The 20,543-nt window shown below is 57.0% G+C and carries 11 protein-coding genes and 1 tRNA gene; 7 read left to right on the top strand and 5 right to left on the bottom strand.

Annotated features, from left to right (window positions below):
- Positions 1 to 4: 4 nt before the first annotated feature.
- Positions 5 to 1,480, bottom strand: coding sequence for a DUF4274 domain-containing protein (locus CUJ84_RS38595; protein WP_245457510.1), 1,476 nt, complete (start codon positions 1,478 to 1,480; stop codon positions 5 to 7).
- Positions 1,481 to 1,762: 282 nt separating this feature from the next.
- Here CUJ84_RS38595 and CUJ84_RS01005 point away from each other — a divergent pair, with 282 nt between their 5' ends.
- From CUJ84_RS01005 to CUJ84_RS00985, 5 genes are all read left to right on the top strand, one after another.
- Positions 1,763 to 2,455, top strand: a complete 693-nt coding sequence (locus CUJ84_RS01005; RefSeq protein WP_105004857.1) for a hypothetical protein — start codon at positions 1,763 to 1,765, stop codon at positions 2,453 to 2,455.
- A gap of 222 nt (positions 2,456 to 2,677) precedes the next feature.
- The gene (locus CUJ84_RS01000; protein WP_105004856.1) at positions 2,678 to 3,220 is read left to right on the top strand and encodes a hypothetical protein; all 543 of its coding nucleotides are present in this window, start codon (positions 2,678 to 2,680) and stop codon (positions 3,218 to 3,220) included.
- Between the two features lie 1,222 nt (positions 3,221 to 4,442).
- Positions 4,443 to 10,826 carry a hypothetical protein gene (locus tag CUJ84_RS00995; protein WP_245457509.1) on the top strand — a complete coding sequence of 2,128 codons (6,384 nt, stop codon included), beginning with the start codon at positions 4,443 to 4,445 and terminating at the stop codon, positions 10,824 to 10,826.
- Positions 10,827 to 10,892: 66 nt separating this feature from the next.
- Complete coding sequence (locus tag CUJ84_RS00990; protein WP_105004855.1) at positions 10,893 to 13,106, top strand: type I secretion system permease/ATPase; 2,214 nt, start codon at positions 10,893 to 10,895, stop codon at positions 13,104 to 13,106.
- Positions 13,103 to 14,578 carry an HlyD family type I secretion periplasmic adaptor subunit gene (locus tag CUJ84_RS00985; protein ID WP_105004854.1) on the top strand — a complete coding sequence of 492 codons (1,476 nt, stop codon included), beginning with the start codon at positions 13,103 to 13,105 and terminating at the stop codon, positions 14,576 to 14,578. The genes CUJ84_RS00990 and CUJ84_RS00985 overlap by 4 nt, the downstream gene beginning before the upstream one ends.
- Before the next feature lie 35 nt (positions 14,579 to 14,613).
- Here the strand turns inward: CUJ84_RS00985 and CUJ84_RS00980 are convergent, their stop codons facing one another.
- The gene (locus CUJ84_RS00980; RefSeq protein ID WP_158686887.1) at positions 14,614 to 15,129 is read right to left on the bottom strand and encodes a hypothetical protein; all 516 of its coding nucleotides are present in this window, start codon (positions 15,127 to 15,129) and stop codon (positions 14,614 to 14,616) included.
- Between the two features lie 162 nt (positions 15,130 to 15,291).
- Here CUJ84_RS00980 and CUJ84_RS00975 point away from each other — a divergent pair, with 162 nt between their 5' ends.
- Both CUJ84_RS00975 and CUJ84_RS00970 read left to right on the top strand, forming a co-directional pair.
- A complete protein-coding gene (locus CUJ84_RS00975) occupies positions 15,292 to 17,019 on the top strand; it encodes a DUF4365 domain-containing protein (RefSeq protein WP_105004852.1) in 1,728 nt (575 codons plus the stop codon).
- Positions 17,020 to 17,185: 166 nt separating this feature from the next.
- Complete coding sequence (locus tag CUJ84_RS00970) at positions 17,186 to 17,770, top strand: type VI secretion system-associated protein TagO (RefSeq protein WP_105004851.1); 585 nt, start codon at positions 17,186 to 17,188, stop codon at positions 17,768 to 17,770.
- 177 nt (positions 17,771 to 17,947) lie between these two features.
- On the opposite strand, the gene CUJ84_RS00965 is transcribed toward CUJ84_RS00970, so the two are convergent.
- The 3 genes from CUJ84_RS00965 to CUJ84_RS00955 all read right to left on the bottom strand — a co-directional run bounded on the left by CUJ84_RS00965 (position 17,948) and on the right by CUJ84_RS00955 (position 20,472).
- Positions 17,948 to 19,057, bottom strand: a complete 1,110-nt coding sequence (locus CUJ84_RS00965; RefSeq protein ID WP_245457508.1) for a tyrosine-type recombinase/integrase — start codon at positions 19,055 to 19,057, stop codon at positions 17,948 to 17,950.
- A 187-nt stretch (positions 19,058 to 19,244) separates the two neighbouring features.
- Positions 19,245 to 19,318, bottom strand: a tRNA-Gly gene (locus tag CUJ84_RS00960).
- A gap of 59 nt (positions 19,319 to 19,377) precedes the next feature.
- Entirely contained in the window at positions 19,378 to 20,472 is a 1,095-nt protein-coding gene (locus CUJ84_RS00955) for a 2'-deoxycytidine 5'-triphosphate deaminase (protein WP_163862024.1), read from the bottom strand.
- Positions 20,473 to 20,543 lie beyond the last annotated feature (71 nt).

Below are 20,543 nucleotides of genomic sequence, written 5' to 3'. Positions count from 1 at the left end.
GCCCCTATTTCGGTAAAAAGCCGACCTGTTGGAAAGAGGTGCCTTTAATACCTCTGTCTTTGCAAAGGTCCTTGAATGTTTGATCGCAAAAAATTGACCCCGCATACTCAACCAGGCGGAAGAGCTGCGTGCCCTTGAGGACATCAGGCAGAAAATGCCAGTCAGCTCCGCCCGATATCATATAGCCGCCCCATTGAGTGACGCGAATTAAAGGGGAATTCTCGACATCAACCGCCTTGCGATATGAATCAACAACGCTGCACAGCCAGATTCTCGGGCCGGTTTTTCCGTTCGAAAACTCGGTCTCGCAAAGCAGGTATTCGCATGACTTTGGAGCGAACTCCTCAAGCAAGGTCTTCATTTTGTCGGAGATGAAAAGGAAATAATCCACGGCATAAATGTCTTGCACCTTCCGCTTTGGATCAAAGATCAGCTTTGGCGTTTCAACATAGTCGGGTATTCGCCACGGGCCGCGGGGCAAATCGAGCATGCTATCCGGCCACGGAGCCCCCCTATAATTGAGGCCGAGGCCGCCGCCATCTGGCTGCAGCCTGTCCCAGTTTGCAAACTCCCAGCCGTAATTCCCATTTGAATCAAGTATGTAAATTCCTTGAGGCTTCACCCTGGCGCTACCCACGCTTCTCTCCATTGAGACTGTCTGCACTCGTTTGTCAGCCTTCTCTTTCATTCCAAATCGCACTTGCGTGAACGTGGCGCGGGCGAACCCGAGACAGCAACAGAGCATCACCGTATATACGTGCCTGGGAGGGTCGAAGACGTAGATCAATCCCCATCCCGCCGCAACGAATGCGATGTAAAGGTAGAACGGCGTGAAAGGCGACCTGCTCGACGCTGCTGCTTTTTTTCCGACGGTGAATTGTTGCGCCGGCTGCGGCATCTTTCCTGGAGGCGGATCCGCCCCCATCGCTTCTGCTGGAATTAGTCCGGAACCTGTCCCGAGCCCGGCAAAGAGCTTTCCGAGCTCTTCCGATTTATCGGGATCTTCTTCATCCGAGATGCGAACTGCGCGATGCCCAAACGGCGGCACTAACGCCTCAGGTAAAGTCCAGGGAAGATTGGAAGCCTTATGGTCGTGCGCAAACTCTCGAAGCAGTTCGGCTTCTTCAAGTGTCGAGCTGTCCACCTCTTCGCCTTCTCGCGGCTCCTGCCCGCCATAAAAAATCTCCGACCGGCTATAAAAACCCGCATTGACGCGGTCTATCAGCCGCTGCACCGTCAAGCTGTCTTCGCTCCTGTAGGCAGAATTTTCGAGAAGGTCGAAAGGTTCTGTCCGCCAGAAATAGCTTGCGGCAGTTGCCAGATCGCAGTCCGGCTGCGTCAGGATCCACTCGAACACATCTTCAGCGAAGTCGAAGTTCAGATCTTGCGCAATAGCATGACGAGCATCGGGGGACCGGCCGGTCAACCAATCTATCATGGCCCGCTGTTCAGCATCGTAACTTTCGAATTTGCCGTCCATCGTTCTTCCCCGGAATGACCGGGCGCATACTTAAGCCGGCACGCTGCATCGGACAATGTGTTGCAACGCTTTCCCGTATCGTCGCCGATGCCGGCTACAAGGGCCGCAACGCTCGGCCTTTCCGCATGATTTCATCGACTAATAGCGCCGGCACGTGGAGGAAGCCTATATCATCCGGTCCGACAGGAGCGTGACCATCGCGCATCGTCGGTACAAGCAGATCCGGTTTTTCGGGGATTAGGTCTTGGTCGGCGTGTAAATCTCAACTGCCGAAGTGACGTAGTGCCGAAGGTTTCCAACTCGTTCATATTTGTACGGACTAAGTACGGCTCGACTTTGTTGATCGACTTTATCGACGGCAATGAACCGCCATGGAATCCAGCGTCGTTCGAAAAATTCGAGCAGCAGGTCTCCTTCAAGGCTTACGAACAGTGCCTGTCCGACCTGAGTCAGATGGCAGCGGATCCTGCGCAAGGCGGCAGCGCGCCTTTGAGCAGCACATCACCACTGAAACCAGAAGCGTTGAATAACGCCGATACCTCCTCGGCACCGCCTGTCGTCAACAAGGGGGCTGACCAAGCCGAGGCCATGGTTCCCCCGGAGCAATGGCAATTCAGTACCCGAGAGGAAGACTGGGGACAAACCTGCTACGCCGAAATTCAGAAGCGTGATGTTAAGGTTGGCTTTATGGGCTCACCCGGCGAGCATCCCACTGGTTTCGTTGAGGGCGTATTCAAGGGCGACACCAGAGCAACGTGGCACGTGGATGACAAGCCCGCATATGTGTCCGATGGAGGCCAAAACGACTACTCCGGCTGGCATGAATTTGACCAACTGCCGATGGACTTGCTGGATCAGATTTCAAGCGGCAAGGAATTGGCTATTACGGGCGCAAAGGGTGAGCGCACTGTTGTCAGCCTCAAGGGCGCGAGTGAGGCAGTATCCAGGCTCGAGGCCTGCTTCGGCAAGCACTAGCTCTGTTCTATCATGCACTGTCTACTGCCCCGCTGATTTTTAAAGCCAATGAAGCAAAGCCGCGCTCTTGCGACGACCAGATGTGTAAATCCCAAAGACCAGTCGCCAACGAGTGCCGCAAGAAAACTTCGACTTGTACTTGATTATTTTTGATTTGCCCTATATCGGTTGTCCGCCTCACAAGATTCAGATAAACAGCGATAGACCTAAAGCAGCTCATTAATGCGCGACCTCGCACTTACCATAGGATATTTTCCTATTGCCACTGCCGCGATAGGGCTGCACGCTTACGCTAGATATTTCTATATTAAGAAATTTGACTTTTATGTGTATGCATTTTCTTCTCTGTTTCTGAGTATATTTTCTATATCCGTGATATTCTATTTCTTTATTGCGAAATCCCTCATCAGTATAGTGATGTCGCAAATATTTTCTGTTTCATTGATGTTTATTTTGGTGCGGCTTGCGGTGAGTCGCGCCGCAGATGGTTCGACGCGCATGTTGGTGGACCGCGGCCTGCCAGCGAAAGCGCTCATTCTAATGGCTCTCATGCCAGCCTCAGTTGTTATCGTGATTGATTGGTTGGTCGAAAATATATCTCCAAGATGCATAGGAGCAAAGTGCGGGGCTCTGGAGTTTGTATTCGGCAGCGATGACGTTTTCACCCTGTACTACTTCACCAATCTCTATGGAGTAGTTTTTTTAACACTGAGCGCCCTTTCTATAAATGCGCTAACAAGACGATTTCTAGCAAAATTAAAATAGGCAGGACACCATGGCGGATCAATACAATTCTCTGTTCCCGGGCGATCAATACAATTCTGTCATAGAAAACACTCCAAAGACTTATGGCATTTCCAATGACCAGTTTAGAGATGCGCTCAATAACACAGCAACTACTATCCAGTTTACTGTAGATATAGCGAAGGCTTTGTCGGCATACTCTATAGTTGCGACCTACGGCGCTAAAGCTACTAATAAATATTTTACAAAGAAGGCGGCAAACGCGAGAAGAATACTTGGCTTCGGCCAGAAATTTGAGGGAATCACATCATTCGCCTCTAAGTATGCCTTGGACGTTCGCGCTCTCGCCGGAGTCGGCAAAGCGCTCGGGAAGGTCGCGTTGCCGCTTATGCTTGCCGAGAATGGCTTGGACCTTGCTACTTACGAGGGACGTCATTATTGGACGAGAGCAGTTGGCATTGCTGCTGACGATTTTGCTGGCCTTTCCCTGGGCATAGGCGTGACTGCCGCCGCAACGGCGACCGCTGTTTTTCTTGCCGCCACGCCTGTGGGATGGGCACTAGCAGGCACCTGGGTTCTGGGTGCGGCCACTGCCGCGGTTTATTCTTACAAGTATGGGTCAGTGGTGCGTAATGGGGTCACTAATGCTCTTGATGATGCAGTGTACGGACCGCCAGAGAAGCCGCAGCGGCCTGCAGTGGATCTGACTTTCCAGCAACTCGTGACGCCGACCCCCTCTCCAACAAAAATCTCGGCAACTGACCCGATCACACCAATCACAGCGCCTGCTCCTCTGACGTCCGTTGCACCGCTTACACCTGCATCGCTGCCAGATTTTCGGAATTACTGGAACCCCTCATCGTATAGTGAGGGCGGCAACTACTCGACATCGTCTGGTCGCGGTGGATCATCTGATATCTACGGTAGCTCTTCGTGGGGTGGCCGATCTTCTTCCGGCGAAGCCTCCGGGGACGGTGGTTCACCTCACGGCAGTGGTGGTGCCGGAAACTCGTCCGGCGGACATGGAAAATCAGGAGGCGGGTATCAGCGCACGCCCGACTACGGGCCACAGATTGAATCCAGGCCTGGTTTCACAGACCCATTCGGCCATACGTTCCACTTATCTGGAAGTAGTGAGTATTCGGATCAGTATTCTGCGGATGATCCTGATTCAATCCCCGATGACCAGGCATCAGGATACACTCATTTTAAGCCAATTCTGCTCGACCTGAGCGGGAACGGCTTGGGTGTCGACGTGCTGTCGACCTCCTCCAAATTCCTGGATCTCGATGGTGACGGTTACCAGCATCGCACCGCATGGGCAGCCCAGGGCACTGGCGTTCTTGTCATTGATGCTGACGGCGACGGCAAGATCGGCCGGTCGAGCGAATTTGCCTTCACCGAGTGGGACTCATCCGCGACCAGCGACCTCGAGGCGCTGAAGCATGTTTTCGACACCAATGGCAACGGCAAGTTGGACGCCGGCGATGCCCAATGGTCGAAATTCCGGGTGGATGTCAACGGCCAGTTGGTGACGCTCGATAGCCTCGGGATCACGTCGATCGACCTTACGCCGAAGGGCAGCGGCCAGACTTTCGAGGACGGCTCCGCGATCACGGGAACGACCACCTTCACCCGCACCGACGGTACGACAGGAGCAGTCGGTGACGCGCAGTTGATGGGCGACAATGCCGGCTACATCGTCAAGACGACCACCATTACGAAGGCCGACAGCTCGGTTGAGAAGACGATCCTTGCCTACAACAAAGACGGTAGCCTGGCCTTCCGCAATATTGTCACCACCAGTGCCGATGGAAAAAGCATTCAGACCCAATTCGACGATGACGGCAACGGTACGTTCGACCGCTCTCAGACCAATGTCTTGACCGTCGATGCTGCCGGCATGCAGACGAAGACGGTCTCCAACTTCAATGCCGATGGATCGCTCAAGGATAGCACCACGACGGTGACTAGCGCCGATCATCTGACCGTGACGACGACGCTCGACTTGGACGGCGACGGCATCACCGACCAACAGCAGACTTTCGTCAAAAGCGCCGATGGTTCGACCACGACGACTACGCAGCAGCTCAGCGTCAATGGCACGCTCCTGTTTGGAACAGTCGTCAATGGCTCCGCCAACGGCTTAGTGAAGACGACCAGCCTCGATCGCGACGGCAATGGGGTCTACGACGATATCGTCACCGAGACCACCACAGTCGCGGCGGACGGCAGCCGCACCAAAACAGTGATCGATCGAAGCTCCAACAGCAAGGTTCTATCGCAAGTCGACACGTCAACCAGTGCCGACGGCCGCACCATCACCGTCTCGGTCGATGCGGACGGTAACGGACCCCGCGAAACCAAAACTGTCACGACATCCACCACGGCGGCATCAGGCGACGTGACGCTCGTCACTTCGACCTACAACACCAACGCATCCTCTATTCTGCGCTCGAAAACGACGACGATCACCACCGCCAATGGACTGTCGAAGACCACGACGAGCGACGTGAACGCCGATGGTGTCATCGATTTCTCCGATACCGATGTTACCGTAATCGACGCCACCAACCGGACGCAGACGGTTCAGCATCGTACCAAGACCGGCATCACCGGTACGCTGCTGTCACAGACGATCACCACGACCAGCCTCGACGGGAAAAAGATCACGATCTCCGAGGATGCCAATGGTGATACCAAGAACGACAGACTGACCGAGATCTTGGTGGGTATCGATGGCAAGACGACCAATACGGTCAGCACGCTGAACGCCGATGGTTCGCTGGTCAGCAAGACCGTCACGCTCACATCCGCCGACGGCCTGTCGAAGACAACGAGTGTCGATGCGAACGGCGATACCGTCAACGATCTCGTGGTGACGGATGTCATCACCACCAATTCCGACAGCAGTCGCACGGAAACCGTGACGTCGAAGAATGCCAATGGCGCGACGATCGGAAAGACTATTACAACCACGTCGTCCAACAGCTTGAATCAGAACGTCAAGACCGACGGCAACGGCGACGGCGTCTTTGAGGATACGACAACTGATACCATCGTTCTCGACGCCACCGGTGCGCGAAAGGAAACGGTGAGGAGCACGAGCGCCGACGGAACGCTCAAGGCTCAGATCGTCACGGACGTCACCGCCGATCGCCGGAACACCACCATCGTGACGGATGCGGATGGCGACGGCAGGACCGATACGCGCCGGGTCGAGACGGTCTCGGTCAGCGGCAATGTGAACATCTGGGAGCGGCAATACGCTGCGGACGCATCGACGATCAGCACGACAATCACCGACATCAGCGGCAATGGTCTGACAACGACCGTGTCGGCGGATTTGAACCATGATGGCGTCGGCGACCGCATCACCAGCGACCAGACCGTACTGAATGCCGATGGCAGCAAGACAGAGACGATCTCTCTGACGAGCAGCGATGCCACGCGTCTGAACAAGAAGACCATCGTCACCAGCGGCAACGCCATGTCGATCACGACGAGCGAATACGTCAACGCAGACGAGGTGGTTGATACCAAGACGACCGATGTGACGACATTCGACACCTATGGGCTGCAGTTCCAGACTATATCGGACTATCGGGGAACGTCGCTCGTAGGAACAACCAAAGTCACGACCAACCTCAACGGCCTTTCCGGATCGACCGACTACGATCTGGACGGCGACGGCACGGTCAACCAGACTTTGTCCTGGAAGAAGACGCCGCTCGATCCGCTTGGATCGGTCACCACCACCGAAACGGTCAAGGCAACCGACGCCGCCGCCACGCTGATCTCGCAGAAGATCACCACTGTGAGCGCCGACCAGAAAACCACCACGGTGAAGACCAAGATCGACAGCGATAGCGTTGATGACTTCGTAGAAACGATCACCATCGACAATGCTGGAACGCAGAAGGACGAAGTCAAGCAATATAAGGCTCTCGACGTGCTCGAAAGCCAGGCCGTCGTCACCACCTCGGATGACGGGCTGTCGAAGACCTTGAGTTCCGACCTCGATGGTAACGGCATCTTTGAACTCGCTACCACCGACGTCACGGTGCTGAACGCCGGCGGCAGCCGCACCGAGACCATCTCAAAGACGGGCATCGACGATGTGCTGATCTCCCGCACAACGGCCAATGTCAGCGCCAGCGGCTTGACCAAGACGACCATTTGGGCCGATGGCAGTGGGAATGCGGTTCGTTCCATGAGCGACGTCACCGTCCTCAACGCCGATGGCGGCACTACGGAGACGCTGTCCTACTTCAAGGCGGATGGGACGACGCTGGAAAGCAAGACCGTCGCCACAGTAGCAGCTCATGGTCTTACGACCACGGTCACCGTCGATGTCGACGGCGATAACATCGTCGACAAAAAATCGGTCGCGACGAAGCAAACCAATGGTTCGACAATCCAAACCCTCAGCGACTTCGGTGCTAACGGCGCCCTGAAGGATTCGAAGACTATCACGACCTCTGCCGACGGCCTGACGCAGACCATCGAATACGACACTGACGGCAATGCTACAGTCGACAAGAAGACGACCCGCACGACTGTTCTGAAAGCCAATGGCAGCACGGCAACCACGACGAAGGACATCGTCGCCGGTGTCACCAAAAGCATCACGCTGACGGAGGTGTCGGGAGACGGCCTGACCGTTACCACCAAGTGGGATACGGCCGGCACCGGCGGCGGCACCACCTTCGACAAGAGCCGGACCGACGTCACCGTCCTCAACGCCAACGGCTCGACGACGCGGACGATTAGCAACCTGACCGGCACGACACTCACCAGCCGCACCCTCGTTACGTCAAGCGCCAACGGCTTGTCCGTCACCACCCAGATCGATCCGACGGGTGCCGGCACCTACAGCCAGACTGCGACCGATGTCACGGTCTTGAATGTCAACGGCACGAAGACCAGGACGGTGGAAAGCAAGAAGTCCGATGGCTCGTTGATCTCCAGGACCACCACGACGATAAGCGCGAACGGCCTGATCGTTACATCGAGCCAGGAGCGTCCGGGCTTTACCAACCAGACCGTTGCCGACACGATCACGGTCCTGGCGGACGGTGCCGTTCGCGAGGTCGTCGAAACGAAGGATAGCGGCGGAACCCTGATTGGCAGGACCGTCACCCTAACGAGCGCCGATAAGCTGACGGTCACCGTTGACCGCGACGGCAATGGCGACGGCATCGTCGATCAGCGCCAGGAGACGGTGACAGCCAATTCCGGCATCCAGACATCGGTGACCACCAACTTCAAGGCCGACGGAACGGTCAAGGACAAGTCGACCGTCGTCGTATCCGCCGACGGCCGCCTGACGACGACCACCTGGGATCTCGACGGCAATGGCACGATCGACCGCCAACGGGTGACGAACTTCACCGCCAATGCTGACGGAAGCAGCACGACGGTAATCTCGGACACGGATCTTCCGGTCAATACCCTGGCCTCAAAGACGACGATCCAGACGTCTGCCGACGGTAGAGTGAAGACCACGTCGAAGGATATCAACGGCGACGGAACGCCCGATCAGCTCGAAACCGTCACCGTCGATTCCACAGGCGCCTCGGTCTCCGTGGTCACCAACAACGCGACGGCACGCTCTGTCTCTAACCTGACGCCGGGCGGCGTTTACTGGACTCAGGCGATCGCCGCCAAGATCGAGACGACCACTTCAGCAGACGGCCGCACCAAGGTCGCCAAATACGACTATGACGGCAATGGTGTGTACGAGACCGTCATGCAGTCGACCATCCAAGTCGACGGCTCCATCGTTACGGCGGTGACCGAAACCAACGCCAGTGGCACGGTGACGGCAAAGGGCACGGTCTCGACCAGCGCCGATGGCCTGATCACCAAGCTGTCGAAGGATGCTGGCAATAACGGCACCATCGATCATACTGAGACGGCGGTGACGCATGCCGACGGGTCGATCACCCTGACCAAGGTCGATCTCAACGCCAGCGGAGCAATGACGCAGACGACCACTAATATCGTCACCGCCCTCGGCTCGCTTGTCTCCAGCCTCACGACGGACTCGGCCGGCCGCAAGATCGCCGAGACCATCTTCGCCGCTGATGGAAGCTCTGTGACGACGACCTATGACGGAGCGAGCGGCAAACAGCTGAGTGTCGCCAATGCAAATAAGGCCGGCTTGCTGACAACCGTCACTTTCTACGACCCGCTGAGTGCGCAGACGTGGAAAAGTGTCGAGCAGCAATATGACGCTGCTGGCAAGAAGACGTTGGAAAAGCAGTTCTACGACGATGGATCGCGGATCGAGATCAGCTTCGATCCATCGAATGCTGCGGCGTGGTCGCAGATTCAACAGAACTACAATGCGGCTGGACAGCTGACTTACAAGCTTGAAACGGCCGACAACGGAACGAAGACCGCCTATGATGTCGCCAACCTGTCATGGTCGACTATCAAGCAGTCTTATGACACTGCAAATAGGCTGGTCGGGGTCGATCAAGCCAATGACGACGGCACACGCTATGTTGCCAGTTACGATCCCGCCAATGCGGCGGCATGGTCTCGCATCGACTATTCCTACAACGCCAGCAATCAACTCACAGCTCAGAACACTTATTACGACAACGGTGACAAACGCTTTGAGGCTTGGGATCGGGCGAGCGCTGTAAACTGGTCATACCATCTTGTGATCCAGAATAGCGCCGGACAGACGACTTACGAGGAAACGACCTTCGATAGCGGTCAAACCGATAAGACGACTTATGACGTCGGAAACGGTCAGAATTGGAGATTCCAGACTGCATCATACTCATCTTCCGGCGTCCCCATGCAAATATTCACGCAAATGGATGAGGCCAAGAAGTGGTATTACGAATACTTTGACTATCTGAATAACAAGTCGTGGACCAGAGACATCATTCGCTTTGACAGATACGGCGTCAAAACCAGTGGCGATACCTATTTCGATGACGGCACCCGCATAGAATACGAGTACCATTCCGACAAGGGTGGCACCTTGGATTGGTGGAAAAAGTATGATGCGCAAGGGCGTGTCATTCAAAGATATGATGCCAATTCTCCTATCCTCCTGGACCTGAATGCCGACAGCCATGTTGATCTTCGACCACTCGACTCGCTCGCCACATCGGTGGGCTTCGACTGGGATGGCGATGGTGTGGCGGATGAAACCGCCTGGGTCGGTCCTCAGGACGGCTTCCTGGCGATCGATCTTGGTGCGGACGGAACGACCGGCGCCGATGGAAAGATCGACCAGGCGCGGGAGCTGGCGTTCAGCCTTTGGAGCGACAGTGCGACCTCCGACATTGACGGTCTCCGTCGTGCCTTCGACACGAATCACGACAACGTCTTCGACAGGAACGACGATCGTTGGAGCGAGTTCCGAGTTTGGCGCGACCTCAACCAGAATGGCGTCAGCGACGCCGGCGAGCTGCAGACGATGACGGATGCCGGCATCCGGTTGATCAACCTGATACCGAACAACGATGGGGCGCAATCCTTCGCCGATGGTTCGATGATCACCGGCACCAGCTCCTATCAAACCGTCGACGGCACCAACCAATATCTGGTCGGTGACGCCATCCTTGCTTCGCGCTCCAGTCAGGCGGCCAATGTCGCATAACACGATCCCCTGCCTCATGCCGGCGCTTTGCAGCGCCGGCATATCCGCCTTTCGTTGATCCCGCACATGGTAGACATTCAGACAGCGCCCGACCGCGACGCGGCGGAGGCGGAGGCGGAGACCAGAGACGACCTCACACCAGCAGCTGAAGCAGCAATCGCCGACAGCGGACTGGCGGCGATCTCTGCTGTTGCCGGTTATTTCCGGATCGCATCGCGTCCGGAAACACTAAGTCGTGAGCTTGCGCTGACCACGCCGGCGACGCGCGAGGATCTGCTCCGCGCAGCCAAGATCATCGGCCTGAAGGCGCGCATCGTTCGTGCGGACAAGATCGCACGGCTGGCGACCCTTCCGGCGCCCGCCCTTGCCTCGTTGAAGGACGGCACTTTCGCGGTCTTCGCCGGTGTGGCCGCCGAGGGGCGTTATCGCCTGATCAATCCCATCGATTTCTCAGCCCGCAATGTCGAGGCCGACGAGCTTCTCGCTCTGACCTCAGGCGAATTCATCCTCGTCCAGCGCCGCTTTGCCGGCCCCGGCGCCTCGCAGCAGAATTTTGGCTTCCGCTGGTTCCTGCCGGCGATCTGGCGGTATCGGCGGGCATTCGGCCATGTGCTGATCGCCTCTCTCGTCATCCAGATCTTCGCGCTGGTGACGCCGCTGTTCTTCCAGGTCGTCGTCGACAAGGTTTTAGCGCATCGCAGCTATTCGACACTCATCGTCCTCGTCGTCGGCCTCGCTGCCGTCGGGCTCTTCGATGTCGTGCTGCAGTATCTCAGAACCTATGCGCTGTCGCATACGACCAATCGCATCGACGTTGAGCTTGGCCGGCGGCTGTTTCGGCATCTCCTCAACCTGCCGCTCAGCTATTTCGAAACCCGCGCCACCGGGCAGACGGTCGCCAGGATCCGCGAACTCGAAACCATCCGCAATTTCCTGACCGGCCAGGGCCTGTTTTCCGGCCTCGACCTGATCTTCACCATCATCTTCATCTTCGTGCTGTTTTCCTATTCCTCCAAGCTCGCCTGGATCGTTGTCGCCTCCATTCCCTTTTACATGGCGATTGGCTTCCTCATTCGCCCTTTCCTCAAGGAACGCATCGACGAGAAGTTCGAGCGCGGCGCCTTCAGCCAGCAACTGCTCGTCGAGACGGTCGTCGGCATCCAGACGCTGAAGGCATCGGCAGTCGAGCCGGTGGTCTCCGCGCAATGGGAGGAGAGGCTAGCCGCCTATGTGCGCTCGTCGTTCCTGGCGACCATGCTGGCGGCGAAGGGTCAGAACGCCATCCAGTATGTCAACAAGATCACCTCGGCCGCTCTGCTGCTCTTCGGCGCACAGGCGGTCATCGATGGCGAGCTGAGTGTCGGAGCTCTGGTGGCCTTCAATATGATCGCCGGACAGGTCTCCCAGCCGATCCTGCGGCTGTCGCAGCTCTGGCAGGATTTCCAGCAGGTGCAGGTCTCCATCGCGAGGCTGTCCGATATTCTCAACGCCCCGCAGGAGCCGCGTCCGAGCGTTGCCGTCAGCCTGCCGCCGCCGAAGGGAGCAATCGCCTTCAAGTCGGTGAACTTCCGCTATTCTCCCGATGGCCAGGACGTGCTGAAGGACATCACCTTTGCGATCCGGCCGGGCGAAGTCATCGGCATTGTCGGTCCCTCCGGCTCCGGCAAGTCGACGCTGACCAAGCTGGTGCAGCGCTTCTATATCCCGAACAACGGCCAGGTGTTCGTCGACGGTCAGGATATCGCCCAAGTCGATCCGGCCTGGCTGCGGTCGAATATCGGCGTCGTGCTCCAGGAGAACATGCTGTTCAACCGGACGATCCATGACAATATCTGCATGGTCAATCCGGCGATGTCGCGGGCCGCCGCCATCCAGATGGCGCGTCTGTCCGGCGCCGACGAGTTCATCGCCAAGCTGCCGCGCGGCTACGACACGCTGATCGAGGAGCGCGGCGCCAATCTCTCCGGCGGGCAGCGGCAGCGCCTGGCCATTGCGCGTGCGCTGGCCACCAATCCGCCGATCCTCATCCTCGATGAAGCCACCAGCGCGCTCGACTATGAGAGCGAGCGCATCATCCTTGCCAATATGCGCGAAATCGTCCGCGGGCGCACCGTCATCATCATCGCCCATCGCCTGGCGACCGTGCGGCATTGCAACCGCATCATCGGCATGAAGGACGGACGCATCGTCGAAGAGGGAACACACGAGACGCTGCTTGCCCGTCCGAACGGGCTCTATGTCCATCTGTGGCAATTGCAGACGGGGCCAGTCCAGTCATGAACCAGACCGTGCAGCCTCCCCCGCTTCCGCCGAAGCCACAGAAGCGATTGCGGGTGGACAACGAGTTCCTGCCGGCAGCACTCGAAATTCTCGAAACGCCGGCTTCACCGATCCGCACGGCGCTGATCTGGTTCATCTGCCTGCTCACCGCCAGCGCGCTGATTTGGAGCTATTTCGGCACGTTCGATATCGTGGCGACGGCCCAGGGCAAGATCCAGCCGACCGGGCGCGTCAAGGTGATCCAATCGATCGAGGTTGGCAAGACGACCGCGGTCCCGGTCTCGAACGGCGCCAAGGTGGAAGCCGGAGACATTCTCGTCGAGCTTGACCCGACCGAAGCCAGGGCCGAAGTCAACACGCTGACCACCAGCCTCGCGGCATTGCGGGCCGAGGTCACGAGGCGCGGCGCGGCATTGGCTGAGGTTAACGCCTGGCAGCGTGGCGATCTCTGGAGTGGAACGCGTCGGATTGAAATCGCCCCCGAATTCGACGGTTCCATACCGGCGGAGATCCGCGCACGCGAGGCCCTGCTCTACACCTCCGATCTCGAGCAATTGGCATCGACGCTCGATAGCCTCGCGGCCCAGCGCAATCAGCAATTCGCCGCTTTGAAGCGATACACAGAAATGGTTGCTGCCCAGCAGGCTCTTGTGGCAACGCTTGCAGATCGCGTCACCATGCGTTCCAACCTCGTCGATCTCAGCGCCGGATCGAGATCCGGCGTCATCGACGCCGTCGAGATCAGGCAGAAGGAAGAGGCAACGCTTGCCGAGCAGATCGGTCAGCGGGCGGAGGCTCAGACCGCAATCGTTACGGCTGCCAGCGAAGGCCTGAAAGCCATAAAGACCTTCGTCGCCGACAACGCTCAGAAGCAGGCCCAGGCATCACGGGAGATCGACGAGAAGGAACAGCAACTGGTCAAGGCAGCCAAGCGGCTCGAATCGATGACGATCAAGAGCCCGATCAAAGGTGTCGTCCAGACATCCGCCATCACCACCGTCGGCCAGGTGGTCACCGCAGGCGCGGAACTGATGCGGATCGTACCGGACGACGCCTCTCTTGAAATCGAGGCCTATCTGCCGAACCGGGATATCGGCTTCGTCTCGCCAGGGGAAACCGCCGTCATCAAGGTCGAAGCTTTCCCATTCACCCGCTACGGCATCCTCAACGGCAAGGTCACCAGGGTCGCGACCGACGCCATTCCCGAGCCGGATGCACAGCAGCTCGAGGGCCAGCCGGCAAAGGAGCTGCAGAGCATGATCCCGGTCGGCAATGCCCAGCGCGTCCAGAACCTGGTCTTCCCCATCATCATCAAGCCGGACGTCGCCAGCATCGACATCGAGGGAACGCGGGTTCCGCTCTCACCCGGCATGTCCGTCACCGTCGAGGTCAAGACCGGCAGCCGGCGCATTCTCGAATATCTCTACTCGCCCCTTGCTGAAGTTGCGTCGGAAGCGATGCAGGAACGATAGTCGCGGAGCTATGACGTGACACCCGGGGACCTCCATCAACACGCCGCCTTATCGCGTTTTAAAGATGAATGCCTCAGCACCGATTTTGAGATGATGTAACCTCGAACTTTAGACCCGGGGCTATGCTCAGTAGTTTTCTCCTGCCGCTCACTTAGGGATACGTCGGTAGTGCGCGTATTGGTGTGCTTTTGATTTGCCTTCAGAGCCGCGGCAAGTGTCGCGAAGGACACCTCTGCTGCCGCCTCTGTTGCGGCGGTGATGCCTACGCCGACTTTGAGGCTGCGCTCTGTGGCCACGTTGCGAGGCACGCTCTCGGCATGCACTCTCTTCCCGTGCTTGGTGTTTAGATCGACGGCACAGCCAAAGGCGTCTACGGATAGGTAAGCCTCGTGGATATTGACTCGTATCGTATAGTCGCCAACGTCGATTTCGTCTGGATTGATCAGCAGGGTTGCTCTCATCTCGAAGGAGTCGCCGTTCGTCTCGTGAATACTTGCGTGGAGTTCCACCAGCTCCGCCACCGGGTTATTCTCGTGTGATCTGAAAGCCATGATGCCGCTAATCGCCCCCGGAGTGGATCAAATGCCTGATCGGAACATAGCAATAGCATTTTCCTGCAACCTGCATCATGGGGCGGCTTCGAAAACACACAATCAATAGAAGAAACACCTCAAGCCCAGCCATCAATCACTTAGAAGCCGCGAATATTTACGATGCCAAACCGTCCACGAAGTCATGTCATTGAAGACCTCGCTCAAGCGAAGTTTACTCTTGCAGTTCAACCGGGGTGGATCCTCCGGTCAAAGGACAGGGATTACGGCGTCGATTGGGAAGCGGAACGGTTAGGTGAAAATGACAGTGGTACGGGAGATGTCTTCTACGTTCAGTCCAAGGCAACTGATGTGGAGGCGAGTGCCCAATCGGTCCAGATCAAGACAGACCGTCTGCGCTATCTCACGTCGTTCGAAATACCGGCGATGATTGTGCGCTACTGCGTTCCAAAGGATACCACATATTGGATGTGGGCGAATGAAGCTCTTGGGCAAAGCAAGCCGGATGCAGAAACGATCAATATAAAGTTTGGAGAGCAGCATCTCTGGAATGACGACACGCTAAAGGAGATCGAACGGACGATCCCCGTTCTCAGGGCTATCAAACGCTCAGATCCAAGAACAACTTTTTCGCTCTTATTGCCGGATCCGATGCCCGCGAAGGTCGCTATCAGCTTAGGGCGCATTTGCAGCCGTCTTTCGACTTCGTTCCACTTCATAGATCAACGCTCCCTACGCGGTGTCCCCATCCGACTAGCTTTCGCTGAAAAAGAAGTGACGCTAAGCATCGAGCGTCTCGCCTCCGTCAAAGCTGAGATTGACCAAGATGATTTCGACGCGCTGTCCAACGGCGTCTATTATCTGCTGGCGGCGTTGTTGGAGACGCTAGATCAAATACCCCAAGCTGCCGCAGTGGCGACTCTTTGTCTCAATGAAACGCGCACTTTTTTGAGGGACGATCTAGGGGCGAAGGCGGCAATAGCGCTTCTCCGAAATGGAAACGCCGATGAGGGAACCGATCTGGCAATACTGAATGGGCTTCACACTAGCCAAGGGTTCGGACATACGATGTTCAGATTGGTTCTTGTGTCCCCTATCATTCCGCAAGACAGCACCGGGGAAGCGGCGGATCGGTTCTACAATGCGGCAATTTCGGCATGTCAGTTAAGGGGCGAGGGCGTGGGCGCTCTCCGTTACTCCTATGCGAACTACTTGGCCTCAAAAGGCAGACGCTCCAACGCCGTGGCAGCGTTTAATGCGACAAGAAAAGCCGAACCAGATTATTGGACACGCTCCTATTACCTGAAAGAGCTTGGCGGGATTCTCTTTCGAAGTGCCAGATACAGGGCATCCGCAAGGGCATACCAATGCGCCTTTACCTCCGATCCAACCGAACGAACGCGCTTTTGTCTCGGTGACGCAGAGCTATATGCAGGAAACCTTCAGGTTAGCGCCGAAGCATTTCAGCCGCTGGCGGAACTTGGGTCGTCGGTGGGAGCAGAAGTTCGCCTCAAGTTGGCGCTTGTTAAATGGGCAAAAAACAATGGCTTGAAGACGGTCAACGATTGGGCTCAGCTGCATTCCATCCGAGCCGTCGCCCTCCCGGCAAGGGACATTATAAATGCCTTTGGCGCTCAGCTGGCTATAACTTTTATTCTCGAAGACGACATAGAGTGCTGGGCTGACGCAATATTCTTAGCAGCAATGTCAGGCGAACTTGGCCTCATTGAAGATGTGATGCTGGTTGCAGCAAAGCGCACTCATCTTGAGGCTTATTCTAGTTTCAAGGAGCGGCGCCAAGATTTTTTGAACCGTGATGAGCTGATCGCGATCGAGCTTGACCGTATCGCACTAGCTTACAATGAGCAGGTCGCTCATGAGCACTGGTAAACTCCAAGGATGATGCGCGATGGCGTCCTTCACTCTCGATACAAACTGCTTGATTGAACCAGCAGCCGTCAAACCTGATGGAACCGCGAATGCTTAGGTAGAGGCGTTGCCAACGGCCCGTTAGCGTGAAAATAGACTACTGACGCAGAGATGATGGACATCCTTAATGAAAGCCCCTTTCCTATCACTGACTATTGCTTCTTTGGGTCTCATCGCTACTTCAGCGCACGCCATCACTGGCCAAGAATGCGCAGCGATGCCTAGCGATAGTGATCGGCTGGTTTGTTACGACAAGATCTTCAAGCCGGAGCCCGCGGCGGCGTCTTCCACTATGTCCAAATGGACAGTCGAAAATGAGACGTCCAAAATGGACGATTCAGATATTTTCAATATTTCCGTGACCGCCGACAGGTACGGTGCGCTGTTGAACATTCGGTGCGAAGAGAAAGTGACCAGCCTGTACTTCACACTTGGCGGCACGTTTATGGCCGATATTGAGAACTACGGGCGCATTCGGTACCGGCTTGATGCCGAGACGGCGAAAAGCAAGTCCTTCGTCATCTCGACTGATAATGAGGCGCTTGGGCTGTGGTCGGGCGGTTCCGCTATACCGTTTGTGAAACAACTGCTCGGGCACAAGACGCTGACGGCGGAGATTACTGGCTACAACGAGTCCACTTCTACGGTGGAGTTCGACTTGACTGGTATGGATGAGCAAATCAAGCCGCTGCGGAAACAATGCGGGTGGTAGCCCCTTTCAGAAGCCGCAATAGCTTCGAATCCCGCAGTAAGCCGATGCCCGATTGATATGCGTCAAGGCGTCGGACCGCCGCTCGCCCCAGCAATGGGCGTTCGTGTGCGCTCTTCATCGAGCATGTCAGCCCACCATTGCATCATCTTCACGCGCTCATCCCAATATGTCGCTCGGTTATAGATGCGCCGCATCCTCTCGCGTATCAAGGTGAGCCAGCTGCGCCTCGATCGCATCCGGACTGAACGCGGCGGACTCGTTTAAAATGCTGCTGGCAGATGAACGAAAGCCATGCGCTGTGTGCTCATCCTCCCCTACCCCCATACGGCGCAGAGCTGAGTTCATTGAGTTTTCCGAAAGCAACGTTTTTCCAGACATCATTGATGGAAAAACCTGTGGCTTGTCTCCGAACAGGTCTTTCATATGGTTGATGACCTCGATGGCTTGACGAGAGAGGGGAACATGGTGCTCACGGCGCATCTTTGTCTTTGCGGCGGGGATTGTCCACATGGCGTTTTCGAGATCAAGCTCTGACCATTCCATTGATCGGGTTTCACCGGGCCGAGCGAAGCAGAGAGCCTGAATTTTCAACGCTGCGACAAGCGACGGCCAACCATCGTAACCGTAGATTGCCCTCATAAGGCCGCCAAGCTCCTTACGTGTCGTGAGCGCAGGGTGGCTAACCGGCACATGCCGCTGAAGGGCGCCTCGCAATGCCGAGGTTGGGTCGTTTTCCGCTCTTGCGGTTGCGATGCCAAACCGGAAGACGCGCCCTATTGCCGAACGCGTGGCGAGCGCACTCTCTATGCGCCCACTTTTTTCGATCACGTTGAGGACGTCCAAAACGTCTTTTGCTGAAATTTGGGTTATAGGATAGGGCGAAAGCTTCTTAGCGAGAACCTTTAACATCCACGTGTTCTTATCGATCGTTGGCTCAGCTCGCTTGTCACGACGCAGCTTAGCGATGAATTCATCGGCGATCAGCCCGAACGTGTTGCCGGCCGCCGCTTTAGCAGCCAATTGTTCCCGCTTTTTTGCCAGTGACGGGTCTAAACCCTCCGACAGCTTTTTCTTGGCTTCATCTCGCCGGCTGCGTGCGTCAGCAAGTCCGAGAGCAGGATAAGCACCTAGCGTCAGCGTCTTCCGCTTACCGAAATAGGCGTAATCGATCCTCCATGACTTACCACCGGCCGTCGAAACATAGAGATAGAGGCCCTTTCCATCTGGCAGTTTGTAGGGCTTTTCGGTTTTTTTGGCATTTTTAATTTGAACGTCGGTCAGCGCCATTTACGGTATTGGCCTCTAAGCTAGCAGCCTTGTACCGCAGTTTTGTACCGAAAAAATTACTGGCTGTCACTGCACCTCGTTGCACTTCGCTACGCGCGCGCGAGGCTTGGAGCATCTTTATGCCACTGATTTACATGGGTTTATTGGACGTCTGTGGACGTCACTAGACAACTGGCCTGAGGGTGATTGGAGCGGGTGAAGGGAATCGAACCCTCGTATTCAGCTTGGGAAGCTGCTGCTCTACCATTGAGCTACACCCGCGATGAAGCGAGATTTCCAACAGATGGGGGCGGCTGTCAAGTCGCGGTCGCCGGGAAGCCTCAGATGCGGAAGTGCTTCGAGAGTTTGAGGCCCTGAGCCTGGTAGTTGGAGCCGAGACCGGAGCCGTAGAGGCTTGCCGGCTTTTCCTGCATATGTTCGTAGACGAGGCGGCCGACGATCTGGCCGTCTTCGAGGATGAAGGGCACCTCGTGGCTGCGCACTTCAAGCACGGCGCGGCTGCCGCGCCCGCCGGCAGGGGCATGGCCGAAGCCCGGATCGAAGAAGCCGGCATAATGGACGCGGAATTCGCCGACCAGTGGATCGAAGGGGGTCATCTCGGCGGCATAATCCGGCGGCACGTGCACCGCCTCGCGCGAGACGAGGATATAGAACTCATCGGGATCGAGGATCAGCTCGTTGCGGCCGCGGCTGTGGAGCGGTTCCCAGAAATCGAAGAGGTCGTGCTCGGCCTTCTTGTCGACGTCGACGACGGCAGTGTGATGTTTGCCGCGATAACCGATCAGGCCGTCCTTGTCTCCGGCGAGGTCGATCGACAGGGCGATGCCGCCGCCCGAAACGTTCGGCAGCTTGCTGGCAACCAGCGTCTCGCTCTCGTGCAGCTTCAACAGTTCCGGCTCGCCGAGCAGCGCCTGGCCGACGCGGAAACGGATCTGCGACAGGCGCGAGCCGCGGCGCACAACGATCGGGAAGGTGCGCGGGCTGATTTCGAGATAGAGCGGGCCGGAATAGCCTGCCGGGATCTTGTCGAATTCCTGGGCGTAATCGGTGATGACGCGGGTGAAGATATCAAGGCGCCCGGTCGAGCTCTTCGGATTGGCCGAGGCCGACATGTCGGCCGGCAGCGCTAAGCTCTCCATCAGCGGCACGATGTAGACGCAGCCGGTCTCGAGCACCGCGCCTACGGACAGGTCGATCACATGCAGGCTCAGCCGGTCGAGCTTGTCGGACACCAGATGCGAGGGGCCGGGCATGAAGCTGGCGCGCACGCGAAAAGCCTTGCCGCCCAAGCGCAGGTCGAGGCTTGCCGGCTGGATCTGGTCGTGGTCCAGCTCCCGTTCGGAGATCAGACGCTCCGTTTCGAACAGCGCGGAGATCGCGCGATCCGCCAGAATTCCCGTTTCGCGAGCCATCATGCCTCATCCATCATTTGCCGCCGACAAAACCAAACTCGGGGAATTGACGCAAGCAGCTAACAGCAGTATTG

Source organism: Rhizobium leguminosarum, assembly GCF_002953715.1.
Taxonomy (GTDB): Bacteria; Pseudomonadota; Alphaproteobacteria; order Rhizobiales; family Rhizobiaceae; genus Rhizobium; species Rhizobium leguminosarum_V.
Note: the sequence above shows the minus strand (reverse complement) of the source record. Positions and strands in the feature narration are given on the sequence as shown.